General features: G+C 47.0%; 17 protein-coding genes and 3 pseudogenes. 13 read left to right on the top strand and 7 right to left on the bottom strand.

The annotated features are described in order from the left end of the window. Positions 1-16 precede the first annotated feature (16 nt). The gene (locus AC1HDP_RS11945; protein ID WP_479638936.1) at positions 17-943 is read right to left on the bottom strand and encodes a LysR family transcriptional regulator; all 927 of its coding nucleotides are present in this window, start codon (positions 941-943) and stop codon (positions 17-19) included. Between the two features lie 51 nt (positions 944-994). Between AC1HDP_RS11945 and AC1HDP_RS11940 the strand changes: the two genes are divergently transcribed. Next, positions 995-1,711: a DNA-3-methyladenine glycosylase I gene (locus AC1HDP_RS11940; protein WP_479638935.1), complete on the top strand. Its 717-nt coding sequence runs from the start codon at positions 995-997 to the stop codon at positions 1,709-1,711. A gap of 25 nt (positions 1,712-1,736) precedes the next feature. Here AC1HDP_RS11940 and AC1HDP_RS11935 read toward each other — a convergent pair whose 3' ends face one another. Further along, entirely contained in the window at positions 1,737-2,453 is a 717-nt protein-coding gene (locus AC1HDP_RS11935) for a TorF family putative porin (protein WP_479639881.1), read from the bottom strand. Positions 2,454-2,890: 437 nt separating this feature from the next. Here AC1HDP_RS11935 and AC1HDP_RS11930 point away from each other — a divergent pair, with 437 nt between their 5' ends. From AC1HDP_RS11930 to AC1HDP_RS11920, 3 genes and pseudogenes are all read left to right on the top strand, one after another. Continuing rightward, the gene (locus AC1HDP_RS11930; protein ID WP_479638934.1) at positions 2,891-4,036 is read left to right on the top strand and encodes an efflux RND transporter periplasmic adaptor subunit; all 1,146 of its coding nucleotides are present in this window, start codon (positions 2,891-2,893) and stop codon (positions 4,034-4,036) included. 12 nt (positions 4,037-4,048) lie between these two features. Further along, positions 4,049-7,186: an efflux RND transporter permease subunit gene (locus tag AC1HDP_RS11925; RefSeq protein WP_479638933.1), complete on the top strand. Its 3,138-nt coding sequence runs from the start codon at positions 4,049-4,051 to the stop codon at positions 7,184-7,186. Between the two features lie 124 nt (positions 7,187-7,310). Continuing rightward, a pseudogene (locus AC1HDP_RS11920) lies at positions 7,311-8,626 on the top strand (IS4 family transposase). Between the two features lie 66 nt (positions 8,627-8,692). Here AC1HDP_RS11920 and yfcE read toward each other — a convergent pair. Together yfcE and AC1HDP_RS11910 are read right to left on the bottom strand one after the other, a co-directional pair. Continuing rightward, positions 8,693-9,250: a phosphodiesterase gene (gene yfcE, locus AC1HDP_RS11915; protein ID WP_479638932.1), complete on the bottom strand. Its 558-nt coding sequence runs from the start codon at positions 9,248-9,250 to the stop codon at positions 8,693-8,695. 210 nt (positions 9,251-9,460) lie between these two features. Next, positions 9,461-11,065 carry an AbgT family transporter gene (locus AC1HDP_RS11910; protein ID WP_479638931.1) on the bottom strand — a complete coding sequence of 535 codons (1,605 nt, stop codon included), beginning with the start codon at positions 11,063-11,065 and terminating at the stop codon, positions 9,461-9,463. A gap of 535 nt (positions 11,066-11,600) precedes the next feature. On the opposite strand from AC1HDP_RS11910, the gene AC1HDP_RS11905 reads away from it, so the two are divergent. Continuing rightward, complete coding sequence (locus AC1HDP_RS11905; protein ID WP_206194357.1) at positions 11,601-12,245, top strand: lytic transglycosylase domain-containing protein; 645 nt, start codon at positions 11,601-11,603, stop codon at positions 12,243-12,245. An 87-nt stretch (positions 12,246-12,332) separates the two neighbouring features. Here AC1HDP_RS11905 and AC1HDP_RS11900 read toward each other — a convergent pair whose 3' ends face one another. Next, the gene (locus AC1HDP_RS11900) at positions 12,333-13,175 is read right to left on the bottom strand and encodes a 23S rRNA (adenine(2030)-N(6))-methyltransferase RlmJ (RefSeq protein WP_479638930.1); all 843 of its coding nucleotides are present in this window, start codon (positions 13,173-13,175) and stop codon (positions 12,333-12,335) included. A gap of 156 nt (positions 13,176-13,331) precedes the next feature. Between AC1HDP_RS11900 and AC1HDP_RS11895 the strand changes: the two genes are divergently transcribed. From AC1HDP_RS11895 to AC1HDP_RS11885, 3 genes are all read left to right on the top strand, one after another. Further along, positions 13,332-14,060, top strand: coding sequence for a class I SAM-dependent methyltransferase (locus AC1HDP_RS11895; protein WP_479639880.1), 729 nt, complete (start codon positions 13,332-13,334; stop codon positions 14,058-14,060). Positions 14,061-14,533: 473 nt separating this feature from the next. After that, positions 14,534-15,481 carry a thioester domain-containing protein gene (locus tag AC1HDP_RS11890; RefSeq protein WP_479638929.1) on the top strand — a complete coding sequence of 316 codons (948 nt, stop codon included), beginning with the start codon at positions 14,534-14,536 and terminating at the stop codon, positions 15,479-15,481. A gap of 272 nt (positions 15,482-15,753) precedes the next feature. Next, entirely contained in the window at positions 15,754-17,082 is a 1,329-nt protein-coding gene (locus AC1HDP_RS11885; RefSeq protein ID WP_479638928.1) for an ammonia-forming cytochrome c nitrite reductase subunit c552, read from the top strand. A gap of 101 nt (positions 17,083-17,183) precedes the next feature. Here the strand turns inward: AC1HDP_RS11885 and AC1HDP_RS11880 are convergent. Next, positions 17,184-18,011, bottom strand: a pseudogene (locus AC1HDP_RS11880) (c-type cytochrome). A gap of 15 nt (positions 18,012-18,026) precedes the next feature. After that, a pseudogene (locus AC1HDP_RS11875) lies at positions 18,027-18,638 on the bottom strand (c-type cytochrome). A gap of 486 nt (positions 18,639-19,124) precedes the next feature. Here AC1HDP_RS11875 and AC1HDP_RS11870 point away from each other — a divergent pair. The 5 genes from AC1HDP_RS11870 to AC1HDP_RS11850 all read left to right on the top strand — a co-directional run bounded on the left by AC1HDP_RS11870 (position 19,125) and on the right by AC1HDP_RS11850 (position 24,133). After that, positions 19,125-19,607: a GNAT family N-acetyltransferase gene (locus AC1HDP_RS11870; RefSeq protein ID WP_479638927.1), complete on the top strand. Its 483-nt coding sequence runs from the start codon at positions 19,125-19,127 to the stop codon at positions 19,605-19,607. A gap of 324 nt (positions 19,608-19,931) precedes the next feature. Beyond that, positions 19,932-20,336, top strand: coding sequence for a large-conductance mechanosensitive channel protein MscL (gene mscL / locus AC1HDP_RS11865; RefSeq protein WP_140929994.1), 405 nt, complete (start codon positions 19,932-19,934; stop codon positions 20,334-20,336). Positions 20,337-20,572: 236 nt separating this feature from the next. After that, complete coding sequence (locus tag AC1HDP_RS11860) at positions 20,573-21,766, top strand: PqiA/YebS family transporter subunit (protein ID WP_479638926.1); 1,194 nt, start codon at positions 20,573-20,575, stop codon at positions 21,764-21,766. Beyond that, on the top strand, positions 21,753-23,426 hold the full coding sequence (gene pqiB, locus AC1HDP_RS11855; RefSeq protein WP_479638925.1) for an intermembrane transport protein PqiB: 1,674 nt from the start codon (positions 21,753-21,755) through the stop codon (positions 23,424-23,426). The genes AC1HDP_RS11860 and pqiB overlap by 14 nt, the downstream gene beginning before the upstream one ends. After that, entirely contained in the window at positions 23,423-24,133 is a 711-nt protein-coding gene (locus AC1HDP_RS11850; RefSeq protein ID WP_479638924.1) for a PqiC family protein, read from the top strand. Before pqiB ends, AC1HDP_RS11850 begins: the two co-directional genes overlap by 4 nt. Positions 24,134-24,164: the final 31 nt, after the last annotated feature.

Raw genomic sequence — 24,164 nt, 5'->3', positions numbered from 1 at the left:
GCTTGTTTGAAGTTATTTATAACTGTAGCTCTTTTTTGAATACCTGCTCACTGAGAAAGGCCGCCAGCGCCCGTATTCTCGGGGGTAGGGTGTCGTTATGGTTATGACTTAAGAAAATGCCGCCTTGCTGAATTTGATAGTCAGGTAATACCCGTTTTAACACTTGCTGATTCAAATAGGGCTGCGCCAGTGTCGAGGCAACACAAGCAAGTCCTAAGCCTTGGCATGCCAGTTGTAAAACCGCTTGGCTGGAGTTGCAGCTAATATCGGCTTTGACTCGAATATCAAAATGATCTTTATGGCTATTGGTAAGACGTATGGGTTTGGGCAATTGATTACTACCAACCGTTAACCAGTGATGACAACTGAGTACATCGGGATGCGCCAAATGGCCATGGTTTTTTAAATAACTGGGGCTGGCGACAATAATCTCTTCATATTCAGCGAGTTTTAGGGTTTGCCACTGCTGAGTTTTATGAGGCGTTGCTGGCCTCGCTTGCCCCATGTATAGCACTAAGTCGATATGGTGCTCATCGAGATGAAGGCGGTTATCTTCCATTAATAGCGTCAACTTGATATGCGGGTAGCGGCGATGAAACTCACCTATGTGGGGTAAAATCAGTTGGCGACCTAGGTCTCTTGGCATGGCAAATTTTATGCTGCCATTAAGGGTATTAGCATCTGGGATCACTGCTTGTTGCGCCTGCTTTGCCAGATGCAAGAGCTCGTTGCAGTACTGAAAATAATGGCGGCCACTGTCGGTGGGTTGCACAGAGCGCGTAGTGCGCTGCAATAAGTTCACCCCTATGGTTTGCTCAAGTTTCTTGATATGTTGACTGACCATGGAGCGACTGATCTCTAAATGCTGCGCCGCCTTAGTAAATGATCCCTTATCGACCACATTGGCAAACACTAGCATGCGATAAAGCTGAGTAGCATCCATGATGATTCATCCTTGATTATTCATTGCTAATAACCAAATTAGTAGAGATTAATGACTTTATCCAGCATAGGTAACACATTGGAAGTATTTTCAACCATTTATGCCCGCGCTTGTGAGCGTAAAGGCGGGCCAGTAGCATTAGCGCAATTATTGCCAGCAAGCCCAATTCAAAGCGATTTAGCACTCTTGAGTGATGCTGAATATCTATCTGCCTTTAGTCGGCAAGTGTTTAAAAGTGGTTTTGTGTGGCGGGTAGTGACCCAAAAATGGCCGCAATATGAGCAAGCGTTTTTTGGGTTTGAGCCTTTTAAAGTGGCTATGATGTCACCGGATCAATTGGCTGAGCGCGCGCGCGATCCTGCCCTTATCCGCCATCAAAAGAAAACCCAAGCCATTTATGATAATGCCATTATGGTGATGGAAACCTCGGCGCAACGGGGTGGCTTTGGTCAGTTTATTAGTGAGTGGCCGAGCGAAGATATCACTGGGCTATGGTTGTGGTTAAAGCAACATGGCACACGTTTAGGCGGCAATACTGGGCCTTATGCACTGCGAGCATTAGGAAAAGACACCTTTTTAGCGACGCGTGATGTGCTTGGGTATTTTCAAGCCCATGGATTATTAGATGCAGCCATCACATCCAAAAAAGGCTTAAGTCAAATGCAGGCGGTGTTTAATGAGTGGCAACAACAAAGTGGTTATTCGTTAGCGCACTTGAGTATGATTGTCGCCATGAGCGTGGGCGACAATCATCTCGCTGCGCAATAGATTCATCTAAATATATGGCGGTAGCTTAAAAGCTTTTACTGACACCTATGACAAGTCTGTCATCAAAAATTTCAGTTTGGCCGCCATACACTAAGTGCTCACCATCAACTGTGCTGCCGTGGTAGCGCAAATCAAAATCTAAGGATACCCAGCGCTTACTTACGCCAATATTCCAGTGTCCCCAACCTTCCGCCCCTGGGCCACTTAAATCTTGGTAACCGTAAGAGCCTGACACATTAAAGCCATTGCTAAATTGATAGCTGGGGTGAATGGCATAGTTAACCCCAGACCAGTCTTTAACGCCAAACCAATCATCTAAGGTTGGGGTTACTTCCAATTGCACTTTGGCTTGATCAAATTGCTTGGCAACACGCAGCCACAATTCGGTGTAATTGGAATAAGACGCCCCAGGATAAAGGTAAGAGAAAACCATCACATCATAACTAAAACCACTATCTCCAAAGTTGCCCGCTTTTCCTATATAAGGGGCGGTCACTATTTCAAGGTTGGGATCTTGAAATTTAATGTTAGAAGCAAAAACGCCGGCATACCAACCTTGGGCATTGCCCCAATTGAGGGTGCCTTGCACTACTGGGACTTCACCATCGACGGTTTCTGACTCGCCGCGAAACACGTAATCAGAGGCAAAGGTTAACTTGCCGGTAATTTCACCGCCGAGTAATTGATTGTCTGCCGCATTAGCTAAGTTTAGTTGGCTGCCGCATAACAATAATCCGGCCATAGCTAACGTGAGTTGGCTATGGTGATTAGCCACTGAGGCTGCTTGAGTATTCATATTCATCCTATTCTTCGACAAGTGTACTTGCACGAATTAAAGAATAGCAGTTGCTAATAAACAGATTGTTGATCATCGACATTTTTCACGCCGCCGATAATTTTCCTTAAAATCAGAGCGATCAATTAATATTTACTGCATGTAGGGTAAATGTAACCATGTTGCTAGTTGTTTGCCGGATTTAACGATTGCGCAACGGCTTGGTTGGTGGTTCGATCATCTTTTTCATTCGTTTACACTTTTTATCTCAACCTTGGTTGTGTTGCTAATCCTCGTTATGAGATAAATGTACGTTAATTTAATATTCACCTTATTCTCCTTATCTTCTCCACCAACATTCGGCGAGATAAACCCAGAGAAATTGCAATATTCTAGGAGTTCTGATGCGGCATATGCTTAAGATAGTCTCAGTTATTACTGCGGCGCTATGGATAACAGCTTGTAATTCTGAAGCTGAGGGGCCAAAAGCCAATGCAGGACCGCAAGGAGTTCCTGTGAATGTGGTTAAGGTTACTACGCAAGCGCAAGATATCATGATGGAACTGCCAGGTCGCAGCCGCGCATTTATGCAAGCGGAAGTGCGTCCACAGGTCAGCGGTATCATTGAAGCGCGCAGTTTCGTTGAAGGCGGTTTAGTGACAGTGGGTCAGTCGTTATATCAAATCGACCCTTCTACTTATGAAGCGGCCTTAGTGAGCGCTAAAGCTGACTTAGCCCGTGCTGAAGCCATGGAAGTCTCAACCAAGGCGACCGCCGCCCGTTTCCAAAAATTGGTTAAAACCAATGCCATTAGCGATCAAGATTTTGACCAAGCTAAAGCTTCTTACTTAGAAGCCAAAGCGAGTGTCGCTATCGCCAATGCTGCCATTAATAATGCTGAAATCAACTTAGCCTATACCAAAATGGCGGCGCCAATTGCTGGCCGTATTGGTAAGTCTAATGTGACACCAGGTGCCTTAGTTACCGCGAATCAGAGCCAAGCGCTGGCGCAAATTTCACAGCTTGACCCAATCAACGTTGACATAGTGCAATCAAGCACCCAAATGCTGCGTTTAAATTCTCGTATTGCTAGCGGTCAACTGCTGCAACCAGAAACCACAGCGGTAAGACTGGTACTGGAAGATGGCACGCCCTATCCACATCAAGGCAAGCTGCAATTCTCTGAAGTGACTGTGGATGAAAACACAGGTTCAGTTAGCATGCGCGCTGAGTTCCCAAATCCCGATGGTATCTTGCTGCCAGGTATGTTTGTGCGTACCACTATGACAGTAGGTAATGATCCTAAAGCGATTTTAGTGCCACAAAAAGGCGTAACTCGTAACCCTAAAGGTCAAGGTGTTGCCATGGTTGTGGCTGCTGACAATAAAGTTGAAGCTCGCATTGTCACCACAGCGGAAGTGATTAATAACCAGTGGTTAGTGACCAGTGGTTTGCAAGACGGCGATTTAGTGATTGTTGAGGGCTTACAGAAAGTACGTCCAGGTGCGACCGCTATTCCACAGATAGTTTCTAATACTGCTGATAAGTAACGGGAAGAATTCATGGCACGTTATTTTATTGATCGCCCCATCTTTGCATGGGTGATCGCCATTATTATTATGCTGGCGGGGGTCTTAGCGATTAAGACCTTGCCCGTCTCCCAGTATCCAAGCATTGCGCCGCCGACAGTGGTTATCAACGCCACTTACCCAGGTGCTTCGGCAAAAACGGTTGAAGATACAGTAACTCAGGTTATTGAACAGCGCATGACTGGCCTGGATAACTTGCGTTATATCACTTCGCAAAGTGATAGTTTTGGTGGTGCAACCATCACCTTAACCTTTAACGCTGAAGCCGATGCTGACATTGCTCAGGTGCAAGTGCAGAACAAACTGCAGCTGGCCATGCCTTTACTGCCACAAGAAGTACAGGCGCAAGGTATTAGCGTAACTAAGTCCAGTACCGGCTTCTTAATGGTACTTGGCTTCGTGTCGCAAGACGGTTCCATGGATAAAGCGGATATTGGTGACTATGTTGCCAGTAACATTCAAGATCCATTAAGTCGTGTGGCAGGCGTGGGTGATATTCAGTTATTCGGCGCTCAATATGCTATGCGTATTTGGCTCGATCCGCTGAAATTAAACCAATACCGCTTAACCACCAATGACATTTTGATGGCAATTCGCCAGCAAAACGCGCAGGTGTCAGCCGGTCAATTAGGCGGAACGCCGTCAGTGAAAGGCCAGCAGTTAAACGCGACTATTTCTGCTCAGTCACGTTTACAAACCGCCGAAGAGTTCCAAGCCATAGTGCTGAAATCAGACTCTAGCGGCGCAAAAGTGTACTTAAAAGATGTGGCTGAGGTTGAAGTTGGCGCCGAAAGTTACATGGTGACTTCTTTCTATAACGGTCGCCCAGCATCAGGGCTAGCAATTCAGTTAGCCACTGGCGCTAACGCTCTTGATACTGCTGCGGCAGTGCTTGAGCAAATGGAAGAAATGAAGCCTTTCTTCCCGCAAGGGCTAGAAATGGTGATCCCATTTAACACTACTCCATTCGTCGGTAAGTCGATTGAAGGCGTAGTGCACACTCTGCTGGAAGCGGTGGTACTGGTTTTCTTAATCATGTACCTGTTCTTGCAGAACTTCCGTGCTACCTTAATTCCTATGATTGCGGTACCTGTGGTGCTGTTAGGTACCTTTGGTATCTTGGCGGCGGCAGGCTTCTCAATCAACACCTTAACCATGTTCGCTATGGTGCTCGCCATTGGTCTGCTGGTGGATGACGCCATTGTGGTGGTGGAAAACGTGGAGCGAGTCATGTCTGAAGAGGGCTTAAGCCCACTTGAGGCCACCCGTAAATCCATGGATCAAATCACCGGCGCTCTGGTAGGTATTGGTTTAACTCTGTCTGCGGTATTCGTGCCTATGGCATTTATGTCAGGTTCGACCGGGGTTATTTATCGTCAGTTCTCTATTACTATCGTATCGGCCATGGGCCTGTCAGTATTAGTAGCTATCGTTCTGACTCCAGCCTTGTGTGCCACTATGCTTAAGCCGCTTAAGCAAGGTCACACACATATCAATACTGGTTTCTTTGGTTGGTTTAACCGTCATTTTGATAATCTGACCAACAAGTACGAATCAACCGTAGGCACTATCGTTAAGCGTACTGGCCGCGTGTTTGTGATTTATTTAGCCTTAGTGGTTGCCACTGGCTGGATTTTCATGCGCATGCCAACGGCCTTCTTGCCTGATGAAGACCAAGGCGTGATGTTCGTGCAAGCCATTTTGCCACCAAACTCAACTCAAGAAATGACCCAGCAGGTGTTAGACAAGGTCAATGATTATCTGATTGAGGATGAAGAGAAGGCCGTTAACTCAGTGTTTACCGTATCAGGATTTAGTTTCGCTGGTATGGGTCAAAACATGGGTCTAGCTTTCGTGGACATGAAGCCTTGGGATGACCGTACGGCGCCAGGTCTTGATGTGCAGTCGGTAGCTAACCGTGCCATGGGCGCCTTTATGCAAATTAAAGAAGCCTTTGTGTTCGCTTTTGTGCCGCCTGCGGTATTAGAGCTAGGTACGGCTAACGGTTTTGATATGTACCTGCAGGATAAAAGTGGTCAAGGACACGATGCGCTTATCGCTGCCCGTAACCAACTGCTCGGTATGGCGGCTAAAGATCCAAGCCTAATGGGCGTTCGCCCTAACGGTCAGGAAGATGCGCCTCAGTATCAACTGAATATCGATCACGGTAAACTGCGCGCCTTAAGTCTGAATCTGGATGACGTTAATAGCGTATTGGCAACCGCTTGGGGTGGATCGTATGTCAATGACTACATCGACCGCGGCCGCGTGAAAAAAGTATTCGTGCAAGGTGCTGCTGAAGCGCGGATGCAGGCTGAAGATTTGGATAGCTGGTTCGTGCGTAACAGCAAAGGCGAAATGGTGCCATTTTCTGCGTTTGCCACTGGCACTTGGGAATTCGGTTCACCGCGTCTTGAGCGTTTCGGTGGTTTGCCAGCGGTTAACATTCAAGGGGCAACAGCGCCTGGTGTGAGTACCGGTGCTGCCATGGATATCATGGAAAACTTTGCTAAGCAGTTACCAGCAGGCTTTGGTATTGAGTGGAGCGGCTTGTCTTATGAAGAGCGTCTCTCAGGTAACCAAGCGCCTATGCTGTATGCACTGTCTATCTTAGTGGTGTTCTTAGTACTCGCGGCTCTGTATGAAAGCTGGTCAGTACCTTTTGCGGTAATTCTAGTAGTACCACTTGGGGTTATTGGCGCCTTGTTAGCGACTTATGGCCGCGGCCTTAACAACGACGTATTCTTCCAAGTAGGTCTGTTAACCACAGTTGGCTTAGCGACTAAGAACGCCATCTTGATTGTTGAATTCGCGAAAGAATACTACGAGAAAGGCGCTGGATTAGTAGAAGCCACCTTGCACGCAGTGCGAGTGCGTTTACGTCCTATCTTAATGACGTCGTTAGCCTTTGGTCTAGGGGTTGTGCCTCTTGCCATTAGTACTGGTGTGGGTTCAGGCGCACAGAATGCTATCGGTACTGGTGTACTGGGCGGCATGATGAGCTCTACCTTCTTAGGTATCTTCTTTATCCCATTGTTCTTTGTGATTGTTGAGCGCATCTTCAGTCATCGTGAACGTAAGGGCAAAGAGAGCACTACCGATAAGAAGTAAATTCACACGAGTGAACTAATTAAAAAACCCGCCGAGTGCGTAATGCCGATCAGTTAAGACAGATCGCTTGACGATCTCACTGAAAGGATCAAAATCCGATGACCCCATGTCATCGGATTTTTTTATGCAACTTTCAGACGCTTTGGCGCGTACTCATATCAATCGCCATACCGAATTCACCTGTCTGGCCGATGTGCTTGAGCCTGATTTAATTCAGTCGTGCCTTGATTCACATGGTGTTGCCAGTTTACGGCGACGTAAGTTACCTATGGATGCCATGATTTGGGCGGTGATTGGTATGGCTCTGTTCAGAGGCGAGTCCGTCTGCTCTCTCATCAATAAGCTTGCTATCGTCTTACCTCAAGAGGTGGATTACGTGGCTCGCAGTGCTGTCACGCAAGCGGCTGGGCTCTAACGTTGTTCAGGATGTGTTTAAGCGAAGTGCCAAGACCTGGCATGAGAGAGCAGAGCATCCTCATTGGTGTGGACTCAACCTCTACGGTGTCGATGGTGTCGTGTGGCGAACACCTGATAGTGAGCAAAACAACCAGGCCTTTGGCAAAACCGCCAATGCTGCTGGTGATGCTGCTTATCCTCAAATTCGTATGGTTTGCATGATGGAATTAAGCAGCCACTTGGTATTGAACAGTGCCTTTGATTCTGTTGCTGTCAGTGAAATGAATTTAGCCGCCGAACTGATATCCAGCATACCCAATAACAGCCTGACTCTGTTTGACAGAGGCTTCTATCCGTTGGGGCTTTTGCATGCCTGGCAACAGGCTCAACCTAACAGCCACTGGCTGCTGCTGTTGAAGAAAGGCACACAATATGAAGTGGTACGATCTTTAGGAAAACACGACCAACTGGTGCAGTTAACCACTACACCTCAAGCCAGAAAGAAGTGGCCTATTGCCTGACAATATTGAAGCTCGCTTACTGACGAAGACGGTAAAAGGTAAGTTGGTTTCCATTTTGACCTCATTAACTGACCCCTTGCGTTATCCGGGGGCCGAAATAGCGAATTTATATGCCCATCGATGGGAGATAGCAGTGGGCTCTCGGGAGATGAAGCAACATCTGCTGGAGAGTCGCTTTACGTTACGCAGTCAATTGCCAGAGCTGGTTATCCAAGAATTGTGGGGGGTACTGTTGGCCTATAACCTCATCAGATACAAGATGGTGTTGATGGCTAAAAGCTTACCGTCGTTACATCCGAACCAATTAAGCTTTAGAGATGCGTCGAGTTATATCATTTTCAAACTGACTCAGCTGTCATCTCAAACGCGAGGGAATGTCCCGAGAGATGTCTTGGACATAGTGCGTAATGCGATGCAGTTCAAGCTTGATGGGAAACGGGATAGAGCCTATCCACGTGCGTTAAAAATGAGTAAAAACAAGTATCCCATTAAGCCTAAGAAAATTGCCGTTCACACTAAGTGAACGGCATTACGCCGAGTGCGGGTTTTTTATTGGCTGCAATTGGCAGGATATTTAGTTGCGCCAAGCTTACAGCGCGTGATGAATTGCCGTGGTTAGCAGTAACTCATTGTCATCGAGCGCATGCACATCGCAGCGACTGGCAGTTAACAGCGCGTACGATGCGCGGCCATGATTGCGTGGAATGGTGGTGGAACCTGGGTTTATCAGCAAAATGCCATCACTATATTCAGCGGTCGCAATATGGGTGTGACCATAGACTAAGGCGTCGCCTGCTTGCAGCGGCGGCAGATTATCTGGATGGTAAATATGGCCATGGGTTAAGAACAAGCGCATTTGTGGCATTAACACTTGCTGATAAGTGGCTGTGATAGGAAATTGCAGCAGCATTTGATCGACTTCACTGTCGCAATTACCGCGCACCGCAATGATGCGGTCGGCATAAGTATTTAATAATTCAGCCAGTTGCACTGGGTTATAGCCATCAGGGATAGCATTGCGCGGGCCGTGATTGAGTAAATCCCCAAGTAACAATAAATAACGGGCACCAGATTGCTCAAAGCGCTCAAGCATAGCTTGGCCAGCAGTGAGTGAACCGTGCAGATCGGAGGCGATAAAGAGTGTCATGATAAAACCTTACAAACTAACTCAGGCCGTCAATATAGCGCCTAAGCCGAGCTTTGCAAGGGTAAAGCGTTAGCGGTAAATCATGGACGTGATAACGCGGGTATGGCGCAGAGGTTTGAGCTGGCATTAAAACTAATGGCGGCTAAGGTTGCCCCTCACCGCCATTAGCTTGATGCGTGACGTACGATTTATCGCAAGTCAGTATTTATCTTAAGGTACGTAGTAAGTGGCAGCGCCTGGGCCGACTGGTATACCAAGTACAAACACCCACAAGAAGAAGAAACTGACCCAACCGATAAAGAAGATGATGGTATAGGGCAGCATAGTTGCTATCAGCGTGCCGATACCGAGATCTTTCTTATAGCGACAAGCCACCGCCAAAATCAGGCCGAAATAACTCATCATAGGGGTGATCAAGTTAGTCACTGAATCACCAATTCGGTAAGCTGCTTGAATGGTTTCTGGCGCATAACCAATTAACATCAGCATAGGCACAAAGATAGGCGCGGTAATCGCCCACTGCGCTGAGGCGCTGCCTAATGACAAGTTAATAATGCCGCACATAAAGATAAACAGCACAAATACCATAGGGCCAGTTAAGCCAATAGCCGTCAAGGCTTCGGCGCCTGCTACGGCTAATACTGCGCCTAAGTTAGTCCACTGGAAGAAAGCCACAAACTGCGAGGCGAAAAATACCAATACGATATACATGCCCATTGAGCTCATGCTGTGAGACATGGAGTTAATCACATCTTTATCGGTTTTCATTATGCCAATGGCTTTGCCATACACTAAGCCTGGAATAGCAAAACCAATAAAGATGAAGGCTACTATGCCTTTTAAGAAAGGTGAACCCGACACAGCGCCAGTGGCTTGATTGCGCAGCGGCGCGCCTTCAGGCACAACTAGCAAGGCAATAGTGAGTACAAACGCCAGCGTTGCCCAGCCCGCGAGTTTAAGCGCGCGCTTTTCTTCAGGGCTAACGGTTTCCATTTTTTGATCGCTTAAGTCTATGCCAGCTTCACTTGGGTCGTACTTGCCTAAGTTAGGCTCGACAATTTTCTCAGTAACAACAGCGCCTAAGATAGTGATGATAAAGGTTGAAGCAAACATAAAGTACCAGTTGGCTTCTGGCCCTACGTTATATTGCGGGTCAATCATGCGCGCAGCGGTTTCTGTGATACCAGATAACAATGGATCCACAGTCCCTAATAATAAGTTGGCGCTATAACCGCCCGATACGCCAGCAAAGGCGGCGGCTAAACCAGCTAATGGGTGGCGTCCAAGGGAGTGGAAAATCATGGCAGCCATAGGAATTAATACCACATAACCTAGCTCAGAGGCGGTATTAGAGACTATGCCAGCAAACACAATAGTGACTGTCACTAAGCGCTTGGAGCTGCCAATCACCAGTAAACGCATGGCGGCGGATAACATGCCAGAGCGCTCTGCAATACCTACACCTAATAGCGCAACTAGCACAGTGCCTAATGGCGCAAAACCAGTGAAGTTAGTGACAAGGTTTGACACTATCATCCGCAGGCCTTCGCCATTCATTAAGCTGACCACATGAATTAAGCCATCGGCACTGCGCCCTGAAGCGCCGACTGGGCGCGGGTCTGCTACCGACATGCCAAAATAGCCGGCAATACCGCTTATCACTAAAATGGCGAGACAGAAGATGGCAAACAAGGTGATGGGGTGCGGCAACAAATTGCCTAGGCGCTCAATAGTGTTCAAAAACTTAACAAACCAGCCTTTGCTGGCGAGATCTTGCGGGGAATGGCTCACCCCGTGGCTCGATGATTGACTCATGGCTACTTCCTTCAATTAGTTAGGTGCTAAGCACTCTTGTTATCACTGTGCTGCTATTTGTAGTTATGGTGCAGCTTGCAGGTAGTGGTGGGTTGTTACAGTTTTGACTGTGTGGCGCGTATTGGAATTTAAGCTAAATTCTGCGGCGTGTATTTTTCACACTCTCGCCACCCTAAGTAAAACAACAGCTTTAACTAGGTATGGTTATGATATTCAGATATTTAGCGTCATATGTCAAAAAATACTTATTATGCCGCCTCGCCACAAGGTTAACTTTGTGTTTAACCTAAGTTTTGCTTAAATTAAATTATCGTGCTGCTTAAAAAATACCGCCAACACCTATGCGCAACATAATGTAAATGCTATGTTTTATTGATGATTCGGTAATTTCGGAAGGAAAAATTCGCCAGAACCTGGCTTATCGATAAAATGCTAAGACAAGAGCGCGTAAAAACATTTGTTATCTATTTGTACCTGTGTGGCAGTGAATTTGCTAGAGTTAGTGCTAGGCAGACTTAAGGACCTGGAATTAGGGATGATAGTGCAACCACGGACAGGGTATTTACTCTGCATATTATTGTTAAGCTTGCTGCCAGTGAGTGACGCTTTTGCGGCATCAGCCGCTAAAGCTGACAAAAAATATTCAGTTTATCGCTACCAGCGCGCCGATGGTTTATGGGTATTTACCGACAAAACTCCTGCCAGCAAAGGTTATACCTTATTACTGTTTGACTGCTTCGCTTGTGGTGATGATGGCTTAGATTGGAAGCGGGTGGGGCTACATGTTGGGCCTTATCGACAACTCATCAAACAAGCGGCCAATAAGCATCAAGTGGAAGAAGCGCTAATTCAGGCCGTTATTCACGCTGAGTCGAATTTTAACCCCTTAGCTGTGTCGCGCCGCGGCGCCATGGGATTAATGCAATTAATGCCGCCCACCGCTAAAGAGCTTGGGGTCACCAATGCCTTTTTACCTGAACAAAATATCTCGGCGGGTACTGAATACTTGGCCAGTATGCTGCGCCGCTTTAATGGCGACTTAACTAAGGCGTGTGCCGCCTACAATGCTGGTGCCTCCAATGTTGAACGCTTTAATGGCGTGCCGCCCTTTGCTGAAACGCGCGCTTATGTGGCGCGGGTGAAGATTTTACTGGCGCGTTACCGTAAGCAAGCGGTCTAAACTCCTAGATTTTCATCCTGATTAGCCGCCTTAACCGCCCATAAAAAAGCCCAGCACAGGGCTGGGCTAATCCATGTAAACTCAGGCTTATTCGCCAACTTCCCATTTAACTTGGGTAAAGCCGCCGCCTTGATCTAGACAAGTGCTTAAATAGCTTAAGGTCTCTTCTGCCAAGGTATCGAGTTGCCATGGCGGGTTAATCACCCATAAACCTGCGGCAGTCATGCCAAATTCATTGCTATCGGGAGCAATCGCTTGCTCAATGCGCAGTTGGCGCTTAATACCGCTGGCCTTTAAGATATCGAACATAGCTTCGGTTTGGTCGCGATTAACGACGGGATACCAAATCATATAGACGCCAGTGGCAAAGCGCTTATAGGCTTCAATCACGCTGATGGCGACATCTTCATAGTCGGTTTTCATTTCATAGCTTGGGTCAACCAAGACTAACGCGCGGCGCTCTAATGGCGGCATGGCAGCAATTAAGCCTTGTAAGCCATCTGCATTGCGCACTTTAACTTTGCGCTCGCCAGCAAACTGCTGAGAAATAGTGTCAAAGTCAGTGGTGTGCAGTTCGTGCAATACCATGCGATCTTTCGGGCGCAGCTCCATATCCATGATAGAAGGCGAGCCTGGGTAGTACTCAAGTGCATCCGACTCGCCATTAAACAGGCGTACAGCACGGACGTAATCGGCCAAAGACTCCGGCAGATCAGTGGCTTGCCATAACTTAGCGATACCTTCTAAATACTCACCGGTTTTTTGGGAAAATTCAGCGTTTAATGAATATCCACCCGCGCCGGCATGAGTGTCGACATACACAAATGGCTTATCTTTTTTTTGCAGTAAGCGAATGGTCTGCAGCAGCAGACTGTGTTTAAGCACATCGGCATAATTGCCGGCGTGATAGCCGTGGCGGTAACTAAGCATGGGAGCCTGTGATAACAAAAGAATAATGGCGCATTATAGCTAGCCATAGGCGAGATGTCATGGACGCTTGAGTGCATAGCTAAGCAGACAGTGGCATAATGGCGCCGAGATACTTAACCTAGATGTGATGCCGTGAGCCAAGCGATTTACTTTGATATTAATGATGACCGTCTGGTCGCGATTGCCAATGAGCAGCAACTGGGCTTTGAGCAAGATGCCTTGTTTGAATTGACCTTTGTGGATGAGGCGTTAACTCTGCTTAAGCGCGACGAGCCTAAACTTGGCGGCATTAGTGTCGATTTTATTGCTGGCGCCGTGGCGCACCGCCGTAAATTTGGTGGTGGTCGTGGTCAATCCATTGCCAAAGCCGTAGGTTTAAAACATGGCTCTAATCCCACTGTGGTGGATGGTACTGCTGGCCTTGGCCGCGACGCCTTTGTTCTGGCAAGCCTTGGTTGCAAGGTGACTATGTTAGAGCGCAACCCCGTAGTGGCCGCTTTGTTAGCTGACGGTTTACACCGCGCTTATCAAGACGCTGAAATTGGCACTTGGATGCGTGAGCGCATGAGCTTAGTGCACGCCTCAAGTTTGCAAGCGCTGCCAGCCTTAGGCTTAAGCCCTGATGTGGTGTATCTCGACCCTATGTATCCGCACCGCGAAAAATCAGCGTTAGTGAAAAAAGAAATGCGGGTATTTCAATCTTTAGTGGGCGCCGACCTTGATGCCGATGGTTTATTGCAACCAGCCTTAGATTTGGCCACTAAGCGCGTGGTAGTTAAGCGTCCAGATTACGCCGAGGATCTCGATGGCCTTAAGCCAAACGCTGTGATTGCGACTAAGAAAAACCGCTTTGATGTCTATGTTAAAGCCGCTATGGTTAGTTGATAACAGTTTGTTTTTTGATGATAAATTTATTTTATTATGATAGTAGTCTGATATAAGTCAATAGTCTGCTTGCAGTGACATTTATTTGTTGCTGCACCAGTCTGCTTGCAGCAACACCAAGCTTAAGCGGTAGAAACGCTTATCTAAAAATGGTTTGGCAGCACAGATACCTCATGCTGTCTTTGTAATCGCATAACAATAACATTCGAGTCTCAGTTGTTGGAATCGTAACGCGGGCTGAGTTCAAACCGAGTTTATAGGCAGCGCCTTTCAAAACTGTCTCATTTTTGAGACTTAGCTAAAGATATTTAATTCAATGAGTTATTCAAAATTCTGCGGCAACAACCTAAAGACATATCTTAAAAATAAGACTTAACTTATCTCGTGCACAATAAAATCAATAGGTTAAAAGTGGCATTCAAATTGCCCCTTCGTGCTCGTCCTTACTCATAGGTAAATAACGGGGTAATAAAATGAAGTCAGCGTTTGGATTGATCATGCTTTTTGCGAGCTTGTTGGCTGGAGGGGTTGAGGCATCTACTCGTCCCTTGTTTGCTGGGCAACACCAAGAGATTGGTGAGGTAGAAACTTATTATCTGGGAGATCAGTTGGTTGTGAGTGTGCAAGTGACTGAAGTCGGTTGGTGTCTAGAGCGTTCCCACCTGTATGTGGGTGAGAGTGAACCGCTATCATCCGCGCCTGGGCTATTCCCCTATAGCCACGAGCTAGGCTGCGCCCGGAGTGATATCTATAGGGTAGATGTCAACGCAGTGGATCAGTATGTCGCTTATCATGCAGAAAGTAAGCAGTCGAGCTATCCCATAGGCGGGACGGTTTCCTACTCGGTCAAATTCCCTGGTGACGATTCTTACTTTGATGCAACCATCAATGGCTCCGGCCCCTTTAATGCATGGTGTATGGATTTGGGGCGTACTATCTCTCCGGGCACCACCTACACCAACTGTGAGTTGCGGTCATTGAATGATCCTGATTTGGGCGTGGTCGATAAGGAGCAAAATCTGAATGCAGTCTCTTGGATATTGAATCAAGACTGGAATCTATATCCTCAGTATTCTTGGCAAGATATTCAGGGGGCTATCTGGAAGCTGACCGATGATAGCAATCCTATGGGCTCTGCCGGCGGTATTAGCTGGAATGAGAGCAATGCACTGGCCATAGTTGCGCTCGCTGTTGAAAATGGTAGCACTTATCAGGCGGGCAGTTTTGAAGGGCTAGTGCTTTTGTGCCGCAATACCGCTGGAGCGATTACCCAGCAAATTACTGTGGTGGCGGTTCCTGCTTTAAATTTCTTTATTGGTGAAGATACTGCCTGGGCCGATGGTGACAGTAACTGGTATAACGGCAAAGGTAACAAGATAGGTTGGGGCAGCTATTGGCTTGAAGTTTACCCTACTTTATAAATATTGGATGTTACGACAAAGCCGGCTAAATGCCGGTTTTTGTTTTTGATAGGAAAAATAGCTATCGACATATCATGGATTCGCTTTTTGCCGTTGCAGAAGGATAAATATAGTTACCTTAGGTTTGGCAAGGTCAATGTCACACCTAGAGAGTTAAGTTAGTCAGATTAAGTGTTGTGTCTCACATTAATTAGGCGCCACCTAGAAAGGGGTATCAACAATAGGTGTTAATGTAACTTATTGTATATAAAAACAACCTCTGCCAAATCACCATGAATATAAAACTAATTTACCTACTTGGGCTGATGTCATTTGTAGCCATAGCCAATACCGATAATCGCGTTGAACTCGCCCAGCAAAGTTGGCAAGCAACCGCGCAGTCGAATCACAGAGTGGATTTATTGGAGGAGCGTCCTGATTTAGTGCTGCTGTACGCGGGTTCATCTTTCGCCAAAGAATACAATAGTCCCAGAGGGCATCAGTTCGCTGTGATGGACGCAACTCACATATTGCGCACTGGCAGCGGCACTAAAGCCTTGGGCGATCCGGGCGCAAGTTGCTGGTCTTGCAAAGCCCCAGGCGCCGTCGCATTGACTCAAGCCATGGGCGAGCAGGGGTTTGCGAGCAAGAGCTTTGCCGATGTTGCCTATGCCATGGACGTGAGTGTGGGTTGTGATGATTGCCATAAGTCAGGCTCAGCAGAATTAGCCTTGCCGCGGGCGCATGCCAGTAATGCCATGAATAAAATCCGCATGCCTTTTGATGCTCAAACCCCAGCGGTTAAGGCTTCGCAAGTGTGCGGTCAATGCCATGTCACTTATTACTTTCAGCAAGAAAAAACCAATGCGGTAAACATCCCTTGGATATTTGGTAACGACGCTGACAACATTGAAAAATATTATGATACCCGCCGTTTTGCTGACTTTGTTCACCCAATATCTGGCGTTCCTATCATCAAAGCTCGCCACCCTGAATTTGAACATTGGAGCCGCAGCGTTCACGCCCAAAGTGAAATAGGCTGCGCTAATTGCCACATGGCGACCACGACAGCAAATGATGGTAAAGCAGTCACTAACCACAAAATCACTAGCAGTTTTAATAACTTTGAGACTAAGTGCTCGGGCTGTCATGAAAGTGCGACAGAGATAACTCAGCTAATCGCCACCAATAAAAGTGAGCTAGATAGCAAGCGCACAGACGTTGAAAAACTATTGGTCAAAGCGCATATAGAGGCCGGCGCTGCGTGGGATAGCGGCCTAACATGGGGTGATTTAGACAGTGCGCTGATGGATATTCGCCATGCCCAGTGGCGCTGGGATTATGTGGTGGCATCTCATGGCGCCCACGCCCACAACAGCAAAGAAGCCATGTTCTTGTTAGATGTGGCGCAGCGGCAGGTAGACATGGCTAGAGCCAAGTTGGCGCAGATATTAAAGACCATAGGTGCACCTACTGTTAACTATCCAGAGTTAAGGTCTAAAGCCGATGCCCAAGCCTTTATTGGCCTCAATATGGCGCAGCTTAAGGCCGAGAAACAAAAATTCTTACAAGAGGTAGTTAAATCGAGTTGGCCAAGCGCTAGCCACAACCTTGAGAAATAGTCTTTGTAACCATTTAGCCTTAGGGCGGCTTTGGCTTCAGCGTAGACCGCCAATATGGGGTCTACGCCTAAAGGTTTCTAAGTGGTGCCTAAATTCTTGGGTTACATCTTCTTAGGAAAAATGGGGTAAGACTCGGTGCCTAATACTTTGCCATTGACAGCAATGCCATAGTAATCACTGTCATTATGGTATTTCTCCTGCGTCTGCTTCACATCCCCTTGGCTGCGCTCGTGGGAGTTAATGTAAGCTGCAACGTCCCAAGCCTGTTGAGTCGTTAGCTGCATGCCCTTACCAAAAGGCATGTTTTCATATATGAAAAATGCGGCGGTATTAACCCTGTGCATGCCGGCTCCCCAGTTATAACGTTGAGATCCCCATAATGGCGGCAGCACATAGACGCCCGCCATCGCCTGACCTTGACCATCGGCGCTATGACAGGTTTGGCAGTGGGCAACATATATGTCTTTCCCGCACTCTGCTGAATAGGCCAGTTCAGGTTTAGGAATTTCTGGATAGGCTCGACCTGGCAAGTTAGCGCGCTCTTCAATCGTCATAGCTTTGGCTAATGCGTCTGGCAGCGGGAAGTCTTACCGTTTGCCACCTTTAACTAGCTCGGCGTCGCTTAATTCAGGAACTGGGCCGCTGATTTTCGCCTCGTCCATCAAGCCACCCATGCCTAACCAATAGGCATAGGCAGAAAGAGCCACTAACTCAGGGCTACCCGATGCGGGGGCGGTGCCATTCATGGAATAATTAAAACAGCCCTGAATACGCTCTTCAAAACTGCTGACCTTATCATCTTTTTTGCGATAAGCCGGATAAGCAAAATAAGCCGCCCAAAGCGGCGAGGCATTGGCTTTGCGGCCTGCATCCATATGGCAGTTGGTGCAATCGGCCCCATAGCGGCCAGCAATAGCATGGTAGAAGATTTCATGTCTGGCTCCTTATTTCAAATTAGCAAAGTAGTTTGCTAAGGCATCGATTTCGGCGGCGGTAAGCTTGTTAGCTACATTGGCCATCATGCCATCGACATCACCTTTGCGGGTGCCAGACTGCCATGCCAATAATTGACCCTTAATATAACTTGCCGGTTGATTGGCTAAACGGGGAAATAAACCGCCACCGAGCGCTGAAGGGCCATGACAGGTTACACAGGCAGGTATGCCTCGTGACCAATCGCCTTGGTTAGCTAAGCGCTGGATATCGTCAGAAAATACTAGCTGCTGACCGCGGATAAGGGGCTTAACATCAGTGTCGGGCTTAGCTGAAAAATAATTAGCCACTTGCTCGATACCATCCCCTTGCAGCGTCATGGCCATGGCGGTCATGGTCGGGTTTTGGCGCGCTCCCGCTTGGAAATGCTGTAACTGCAATGAGATATATTTGCTTGATAATCCCACTAATCAAGGGCCGAGAGGGTCAATGCCCTCACCTTGCATGCCATGATAAGACACACATAGTTGGGCTGGTTGCGGGATAGTGTCAGTAGGCGCAGCGGCGGCGTAACCGCTATATAGGGTTAAGCCTATCAGGAGGGTTTCATCTTCATGTTCTATCCTTGAAGAGTTAGGCTTTACACCATAATGTTTATTGTTATTTATGTGCTGCTCGCACATAACCCATTTGAATAAAAGCTCACGCTAGCCTTAATCTGCATTAATGGCGTTTGTTCGCTCAATCAACATGGGGGCGTTTACCTTACCCTTTACACGGGTAAGGCTGCAACTGTTCAAACCCTAGCCATTAAAAACAGTCACCACAAGCAATTGCGTCTGTCCGTAACGATTTAGCAAGCTAATTATCAAATAATACAGAAATAGTCGTGCTAACAAGGGCACTTAAGCTACTTGTCAGTTGGTATCAGGCGTGGAGGATTTCATCCTTGCTTAGGCTTGAGTGCTCCCGGCATAGCTATTTACGCGATTCGCTAAAAAAGCGCCGATTAGTGTAGAATCCTGCGTTTGTGCTGGTCGTGAGGCCATGCCTTATGTGGCTTAACGGCTAACTGCGTGAATACTTGGATTATTGTTATGGTGTGATTGATGAAAGTTGAAAAATTAGAAAATTATGTGCCCAAGCTGACGGAAGTGGCCACTTGGCACTTTACTGAGTGGCATGACTTGTATCCAGGCAGCACGCTGGCAGATTTTGTTAACGACTTGCATAACTGCTTAAATGATGACGCCGTGCCAAGCACTTGGGTGCTGGTGGATGGTGATGAAGTGGTGGGGAGCGCATCGATTTTAACTCAAGATATGACGACTCATCCTGAGCTATCCCCTTGGCTCGCTAATGTATTTATTAAGCCTGAGTATCGCGGTAAGCGCCTTGGCAGCATCTTGATAAACGAAGTTATGCGCATCGCTGCCGATAAGGGCTTGGACCTGCTGCACTTATTTACTGAAGATCAGCGTGAGTTTTATGAAAAGCTCGGCTGGCAAGCCATTAAGCAAGAGCGCTATCAGTATGCAGAGGTCACAATCATGACCATTAATCTTAATGAACGCCGCGCCCAAGTCGCTTAGTTACTGCCGCTAATTCATCTGGTGCAGCAACCTTGCTGGTTGCTGTCATTCTCCCCCTTCTTTGTGCATCCCCCTTTTCCCTGCTTGCAGCCTTAGCGCTCGATATTTGTTTTAATTTCATTCGCGGCTAAAAGTTCATAAGTTATTCACGCTGCGCATTTTTTACACTATATTTGTAGCCTATTATTAGAGCGTTATGATGGCCGTTAGCTGTAAGCGGCGTGACGCTCTAGCGCTGGCGCGAGTGACACACGGACGGGTGTTTACGTAAAAATTTCCACCGAATGCAAACATAGTTAATAAGCACTAACGAGGTTTACCACCATGGGCATGATGAAAGAATTCAAAGAATTTGCAGTCAAAGGCAATGTAGTCGATATGGCGGTCGGTATTATTATCGGCGCGGCCTTCGGTAAAATTGTCACTGTGTTAGTGTCTGGTGTCATCATGCCGCCAATTGGGGTGTTATTGGGCGGGGTTAATTTTTCTGATTTAGCGTGGGTGGTTAAAGAGGCGGCGGGTGACGCGCCTGCTGTGGTCATCAGTTACGGCGCCTTTATTCAAACAGTGCTCGATTTTATGATTGTGGCCTTCGCGATTTTTATGCTGGTCAAAGTCATTAATAAATTAAAAAGAAAAGCGGAAGAGGCTCCAGCCGCGCCTGCGGCTCCATCGGCGCAAGAAGTGTTACTGACTGAAATCCGCGATTTATTGAAATCTAAATCGTAACTGGATGAAGCGATTTCAGCTAAACAAGGCGCCAATGATGGCGCCTTTTTATTAACGGCCACAGGCTCGCAAATAATGGATGTTATTGATTCGTTGACTATTTGGTCGGAAATCGTCATTCTCCATAGCCATACTGAGAGTTTGGTTAGGGTAAACCGCGCCAATGAGTGAGCGGCTAAAGAGTGATGACAGGCGGTAAAAGGAATGATGTTTGGGCATGTATTTAGGCAATGACAATGAACAGCAGCGAATCATCACTAGCGGTTGAACATGACACTTGTCATGAGTGTGATTTGCAGGTTGCCATTCCACCTTTGCAAGTGAATCAAAAGGCGCTGTGCCCGCGTTGTGGTTTTTTGCTGGCGGCTAAACGGCGCAATGCCTTAAACCGTATGTTGGCCTTTGCGCTGACGGCGTTGATTTTTTTAGCCTTGTCGCTGCCATTTCATTTTATTTCGTTTAAATCTAGCGGCTTAGAGAATGAGATAAAGATGCTAGATAGCGTGACCATTTTAATCAGTAGTGGCTATGGTTTTTTGGCCGTGATTGAAGTGATTACCGTGTTGTTAATCCCTATGCTGGTCTTAATCAGCCTAATGTATGTGACCTTATCGCTAAAATTAGGGCGCATGCCATGGCAAGGGCGCGAGATTATGGCGCTTATTTACCGCTTGCTCCCTTGGAATATGGCAGAGATTTTTCTGGTGGGTACCTTAGTTAGCTTGGTTAAGATTATCTCCCTTGCCGACATTCATTTGGGGACGTCGTTTTTTGCCTTCATTTTGTTTTCTATTTCGATGACGGCGACCTTACTGCATATTGATAAGCGCTCGTTTAATCAGGCATTTGCCTCTTGCGCGGCGGCAGCTAATGACAATCACTCGAGCGCAATTATTACAGCCTCTGTTCCTCATGCCCCTGTGCAGCCCAGCCTGTCGATTCAGCGCACTTGGGCATTAATCATCACTTCTATCTTGTTATATATCCCGGCCAATATCTTGCCGATTATGAATACGCGGCTGTTAGGGCAAGACGATCCGAGCACTATCATCGGCGGGGTGTTGCTATTGTGGCATCACGGCTCTTATCCAATCGCTATGGTGATTTTTGTGGCGAGTGTGATGGTGCCTATTATCAAAATACTGGTACTGATTTGGCTTAATTACAGCGTGCAAACTGGCGCGTTTCGCTACACCAAGCAGCGTATTCGTTGGTATCGCTTGGCGGAATTTGTGGGGCGTTGGTCGATGATAGATATCTTTGTGGTGATCATTTTGGCGAGCTTAGTGCAGCTAGGCAATGCCATGAGCATAGTGCCAGGCTCGGCTACTTTTGCCTTTGCTGGGGTGGTGATAGTGACCATGTTGGCCGCCATGAGTTTTGAACCTAAATTAATTTATAACGATAAGGTTGGCTATGAACCTAGATAAGCAAATGGACGCTGACATTAAGCCAGTTAGAAGCATATCTGCCATCTGGTTTGTGCCCATAGTTGCGCTTTTGATTGGTGTTTGGATGGTGTATTACCACTTAAGCCATCAAGGGCCTGCCATCACCATTTATTTTGATTCTGCCGAAGGCATGGAAGCTGGCAAAACTAAAATTAAATCCCGTTACGTTAATATCGGTGAAGTAGAAAGCATTCGCCTCAATGAAGAGGGCGATGGGGTTAATATCACCGCTCGACTCGCTAAAAGCGCTGAAAAAATGCTGGTGGAAGACACTAATTTTTGGGTGGTCACCCCTAAAATCACCTTGGCTGGGGTATCTGGCTTAGATACCTTAATTTCAGGGGTTTATATTGAGCTTGCGCCCGGCGCTTCTAAAAAAACCGCCGATACTTATACCGCGCTCGAATCTGCCCCTATTACTCCCAAAGGCACGCCAGGCTTACATTTAACCCTTAATAGTAATAAAGAATTTGATTACGCTAAGGGGGATCCCATCATTTATAAAGGCTTAACTGTGGGTCAGATTGATGATGTGTTTTTTAACATTGATCAGCGGGTGGTTTACTACAACGCCTTTATTAACGCGCCATATCATGAGTTGATTACTAGCAATACCCGCTTTTGGGATGCAAGCGGCTTAACTGTCTCTCTTAATGCCGAAGGCATAAGTATTAATACCGGCAATGTTGAAACCATGCTCACCAATGGCGTGACCTTTGATGTGCCAGATGGCATGCCGCTTGGGGACAAAATTACTGAGCGTACTGATTTTGATATTTATCAAGATTATCTCAGTGCCAGTAACGCCAGATATACGCAGTCGCTGCCTTACGTCATGCTAGTGAATGACAGTATTCGTGGCCTCAATGTTGGCGCGCCAGTGGAGTATCGCGGCGTGCAAATTGGCCAAGTCACCGCCGTGAATTTGGGCAGCGTTGATCCTAAGGCGCTTTATAACGATGCCATTAGTATTCCGGTATTGATTAACTTAAACCCTGGGCGCGTGGGCTTACCTGATACTCAGCAAGGGGCTGAGATAATGAATGAACAAAACATAAATTGGGTGAAAAGTGGCCTGCGGGCGAGCTTAAAAACTGGCAATGTGCTGACGGGAAGCTTGTTTGTCGACTTGCAGCATTTTGATTTACCTAAGCTTAATGAGATAGCTAGCTATAAAGGCTATGCGGTTATTCCAACCGTGAAAAACGAGTTCTCGCAGATCACCGACAAATTTGGTCAGTTGGTGGATAAAATCAATCGTCTGCCCATCAATGATATGGCGACCAATGCCAATGCCACGCTCACCAATGCTAATACGACCTTAGCCAATGCTTCGGCCTTGTTGGTGGCTTTACAGCGCAGCACCAATAGCTTAGATAAGCTGTTAACCGCAGCCGATCAGCAGCAATTAATCCAAGAGTTAACCGCCACCTTTGAAAATATCTCGCGTTTAAGTGGCGACTTCTCCCAAGGCTCGACAGGTTACGAGCAATTGCAGCAAGGCATACAAAGCATCTCGGATGTTATGTATGAATTAAAACCGCTGTTAGAGCAGCTAAAACATCAACCCAACGGGCTCATCTTCGATTCTGGGACTGAGCATGTAGAACCGAAAAAACATCCTGAGGTGACTCAATGATTAGCCGATTATCTGCAGGAGTGGCACGCTGTTGCCCAATAAACCTGAGTGCGATTAAGCAGAACGTGAAGAGCCAGCGCGCCGCCTTAATGTTGCTGGCTATCAGTAGCTTACTGCTTGGCTGCAGTTCAAGCGCTGAGCCTAAAACCACCAGTTATTACTTACTAAATACCCAAGCATCATTACTACCTAGCGATGGCGTTAAGGCTGCAAATCAATTAAGCGACGCCGATAAAGCGCAAGTGCGCCCTAAGGTAGTGGTAGCGGTGAGCTTAGCTAAGTATTTGGCTGAGCCGTATTTAGTGATGCAAATCGATAAGCATAAAATCCATTACGCCAGTTTTCATATGTGGGCTGAGCCGCTGATAGATAGCACCCGCAAAGCGCTGCTAAGCGATCTTAATGGCTTAAGCGCAAGTGGTGACAAAGGCTATGACTTTGTGGTGCAAACGCGCACCAACACTAAAGTTAACACCAATGCTCAAGCGGCAACACCTGTGCTTAAGGTGCAGATAGATTATTTTCATGTGACCAATCAATCTACCGTAGTGCTTTCTGGTCGTTACCAGTATTTACAAGGGGATAATAAATTAGATCAAGTGTTTGCGTTTGAAGCCAAAGTGCCAGCTGATGGTTATTCACCCTCAGTTGCTGTGATGCGCCAGTTAGTCAATCAGTTAGCTGTGCAAATCACCGCCAGCATTTAAGGTGGGTTGTTTGGTTAAATCAGTCTCGCCT

The sequence above is a fragment of the Shewanella sp. ISS20 genome (genome assembly GCF_056522965.1).
Note: the sequence above shows the minus strand (reverse complement) of the source record. Positions and strands in the feature narration are given on the sequence as shown.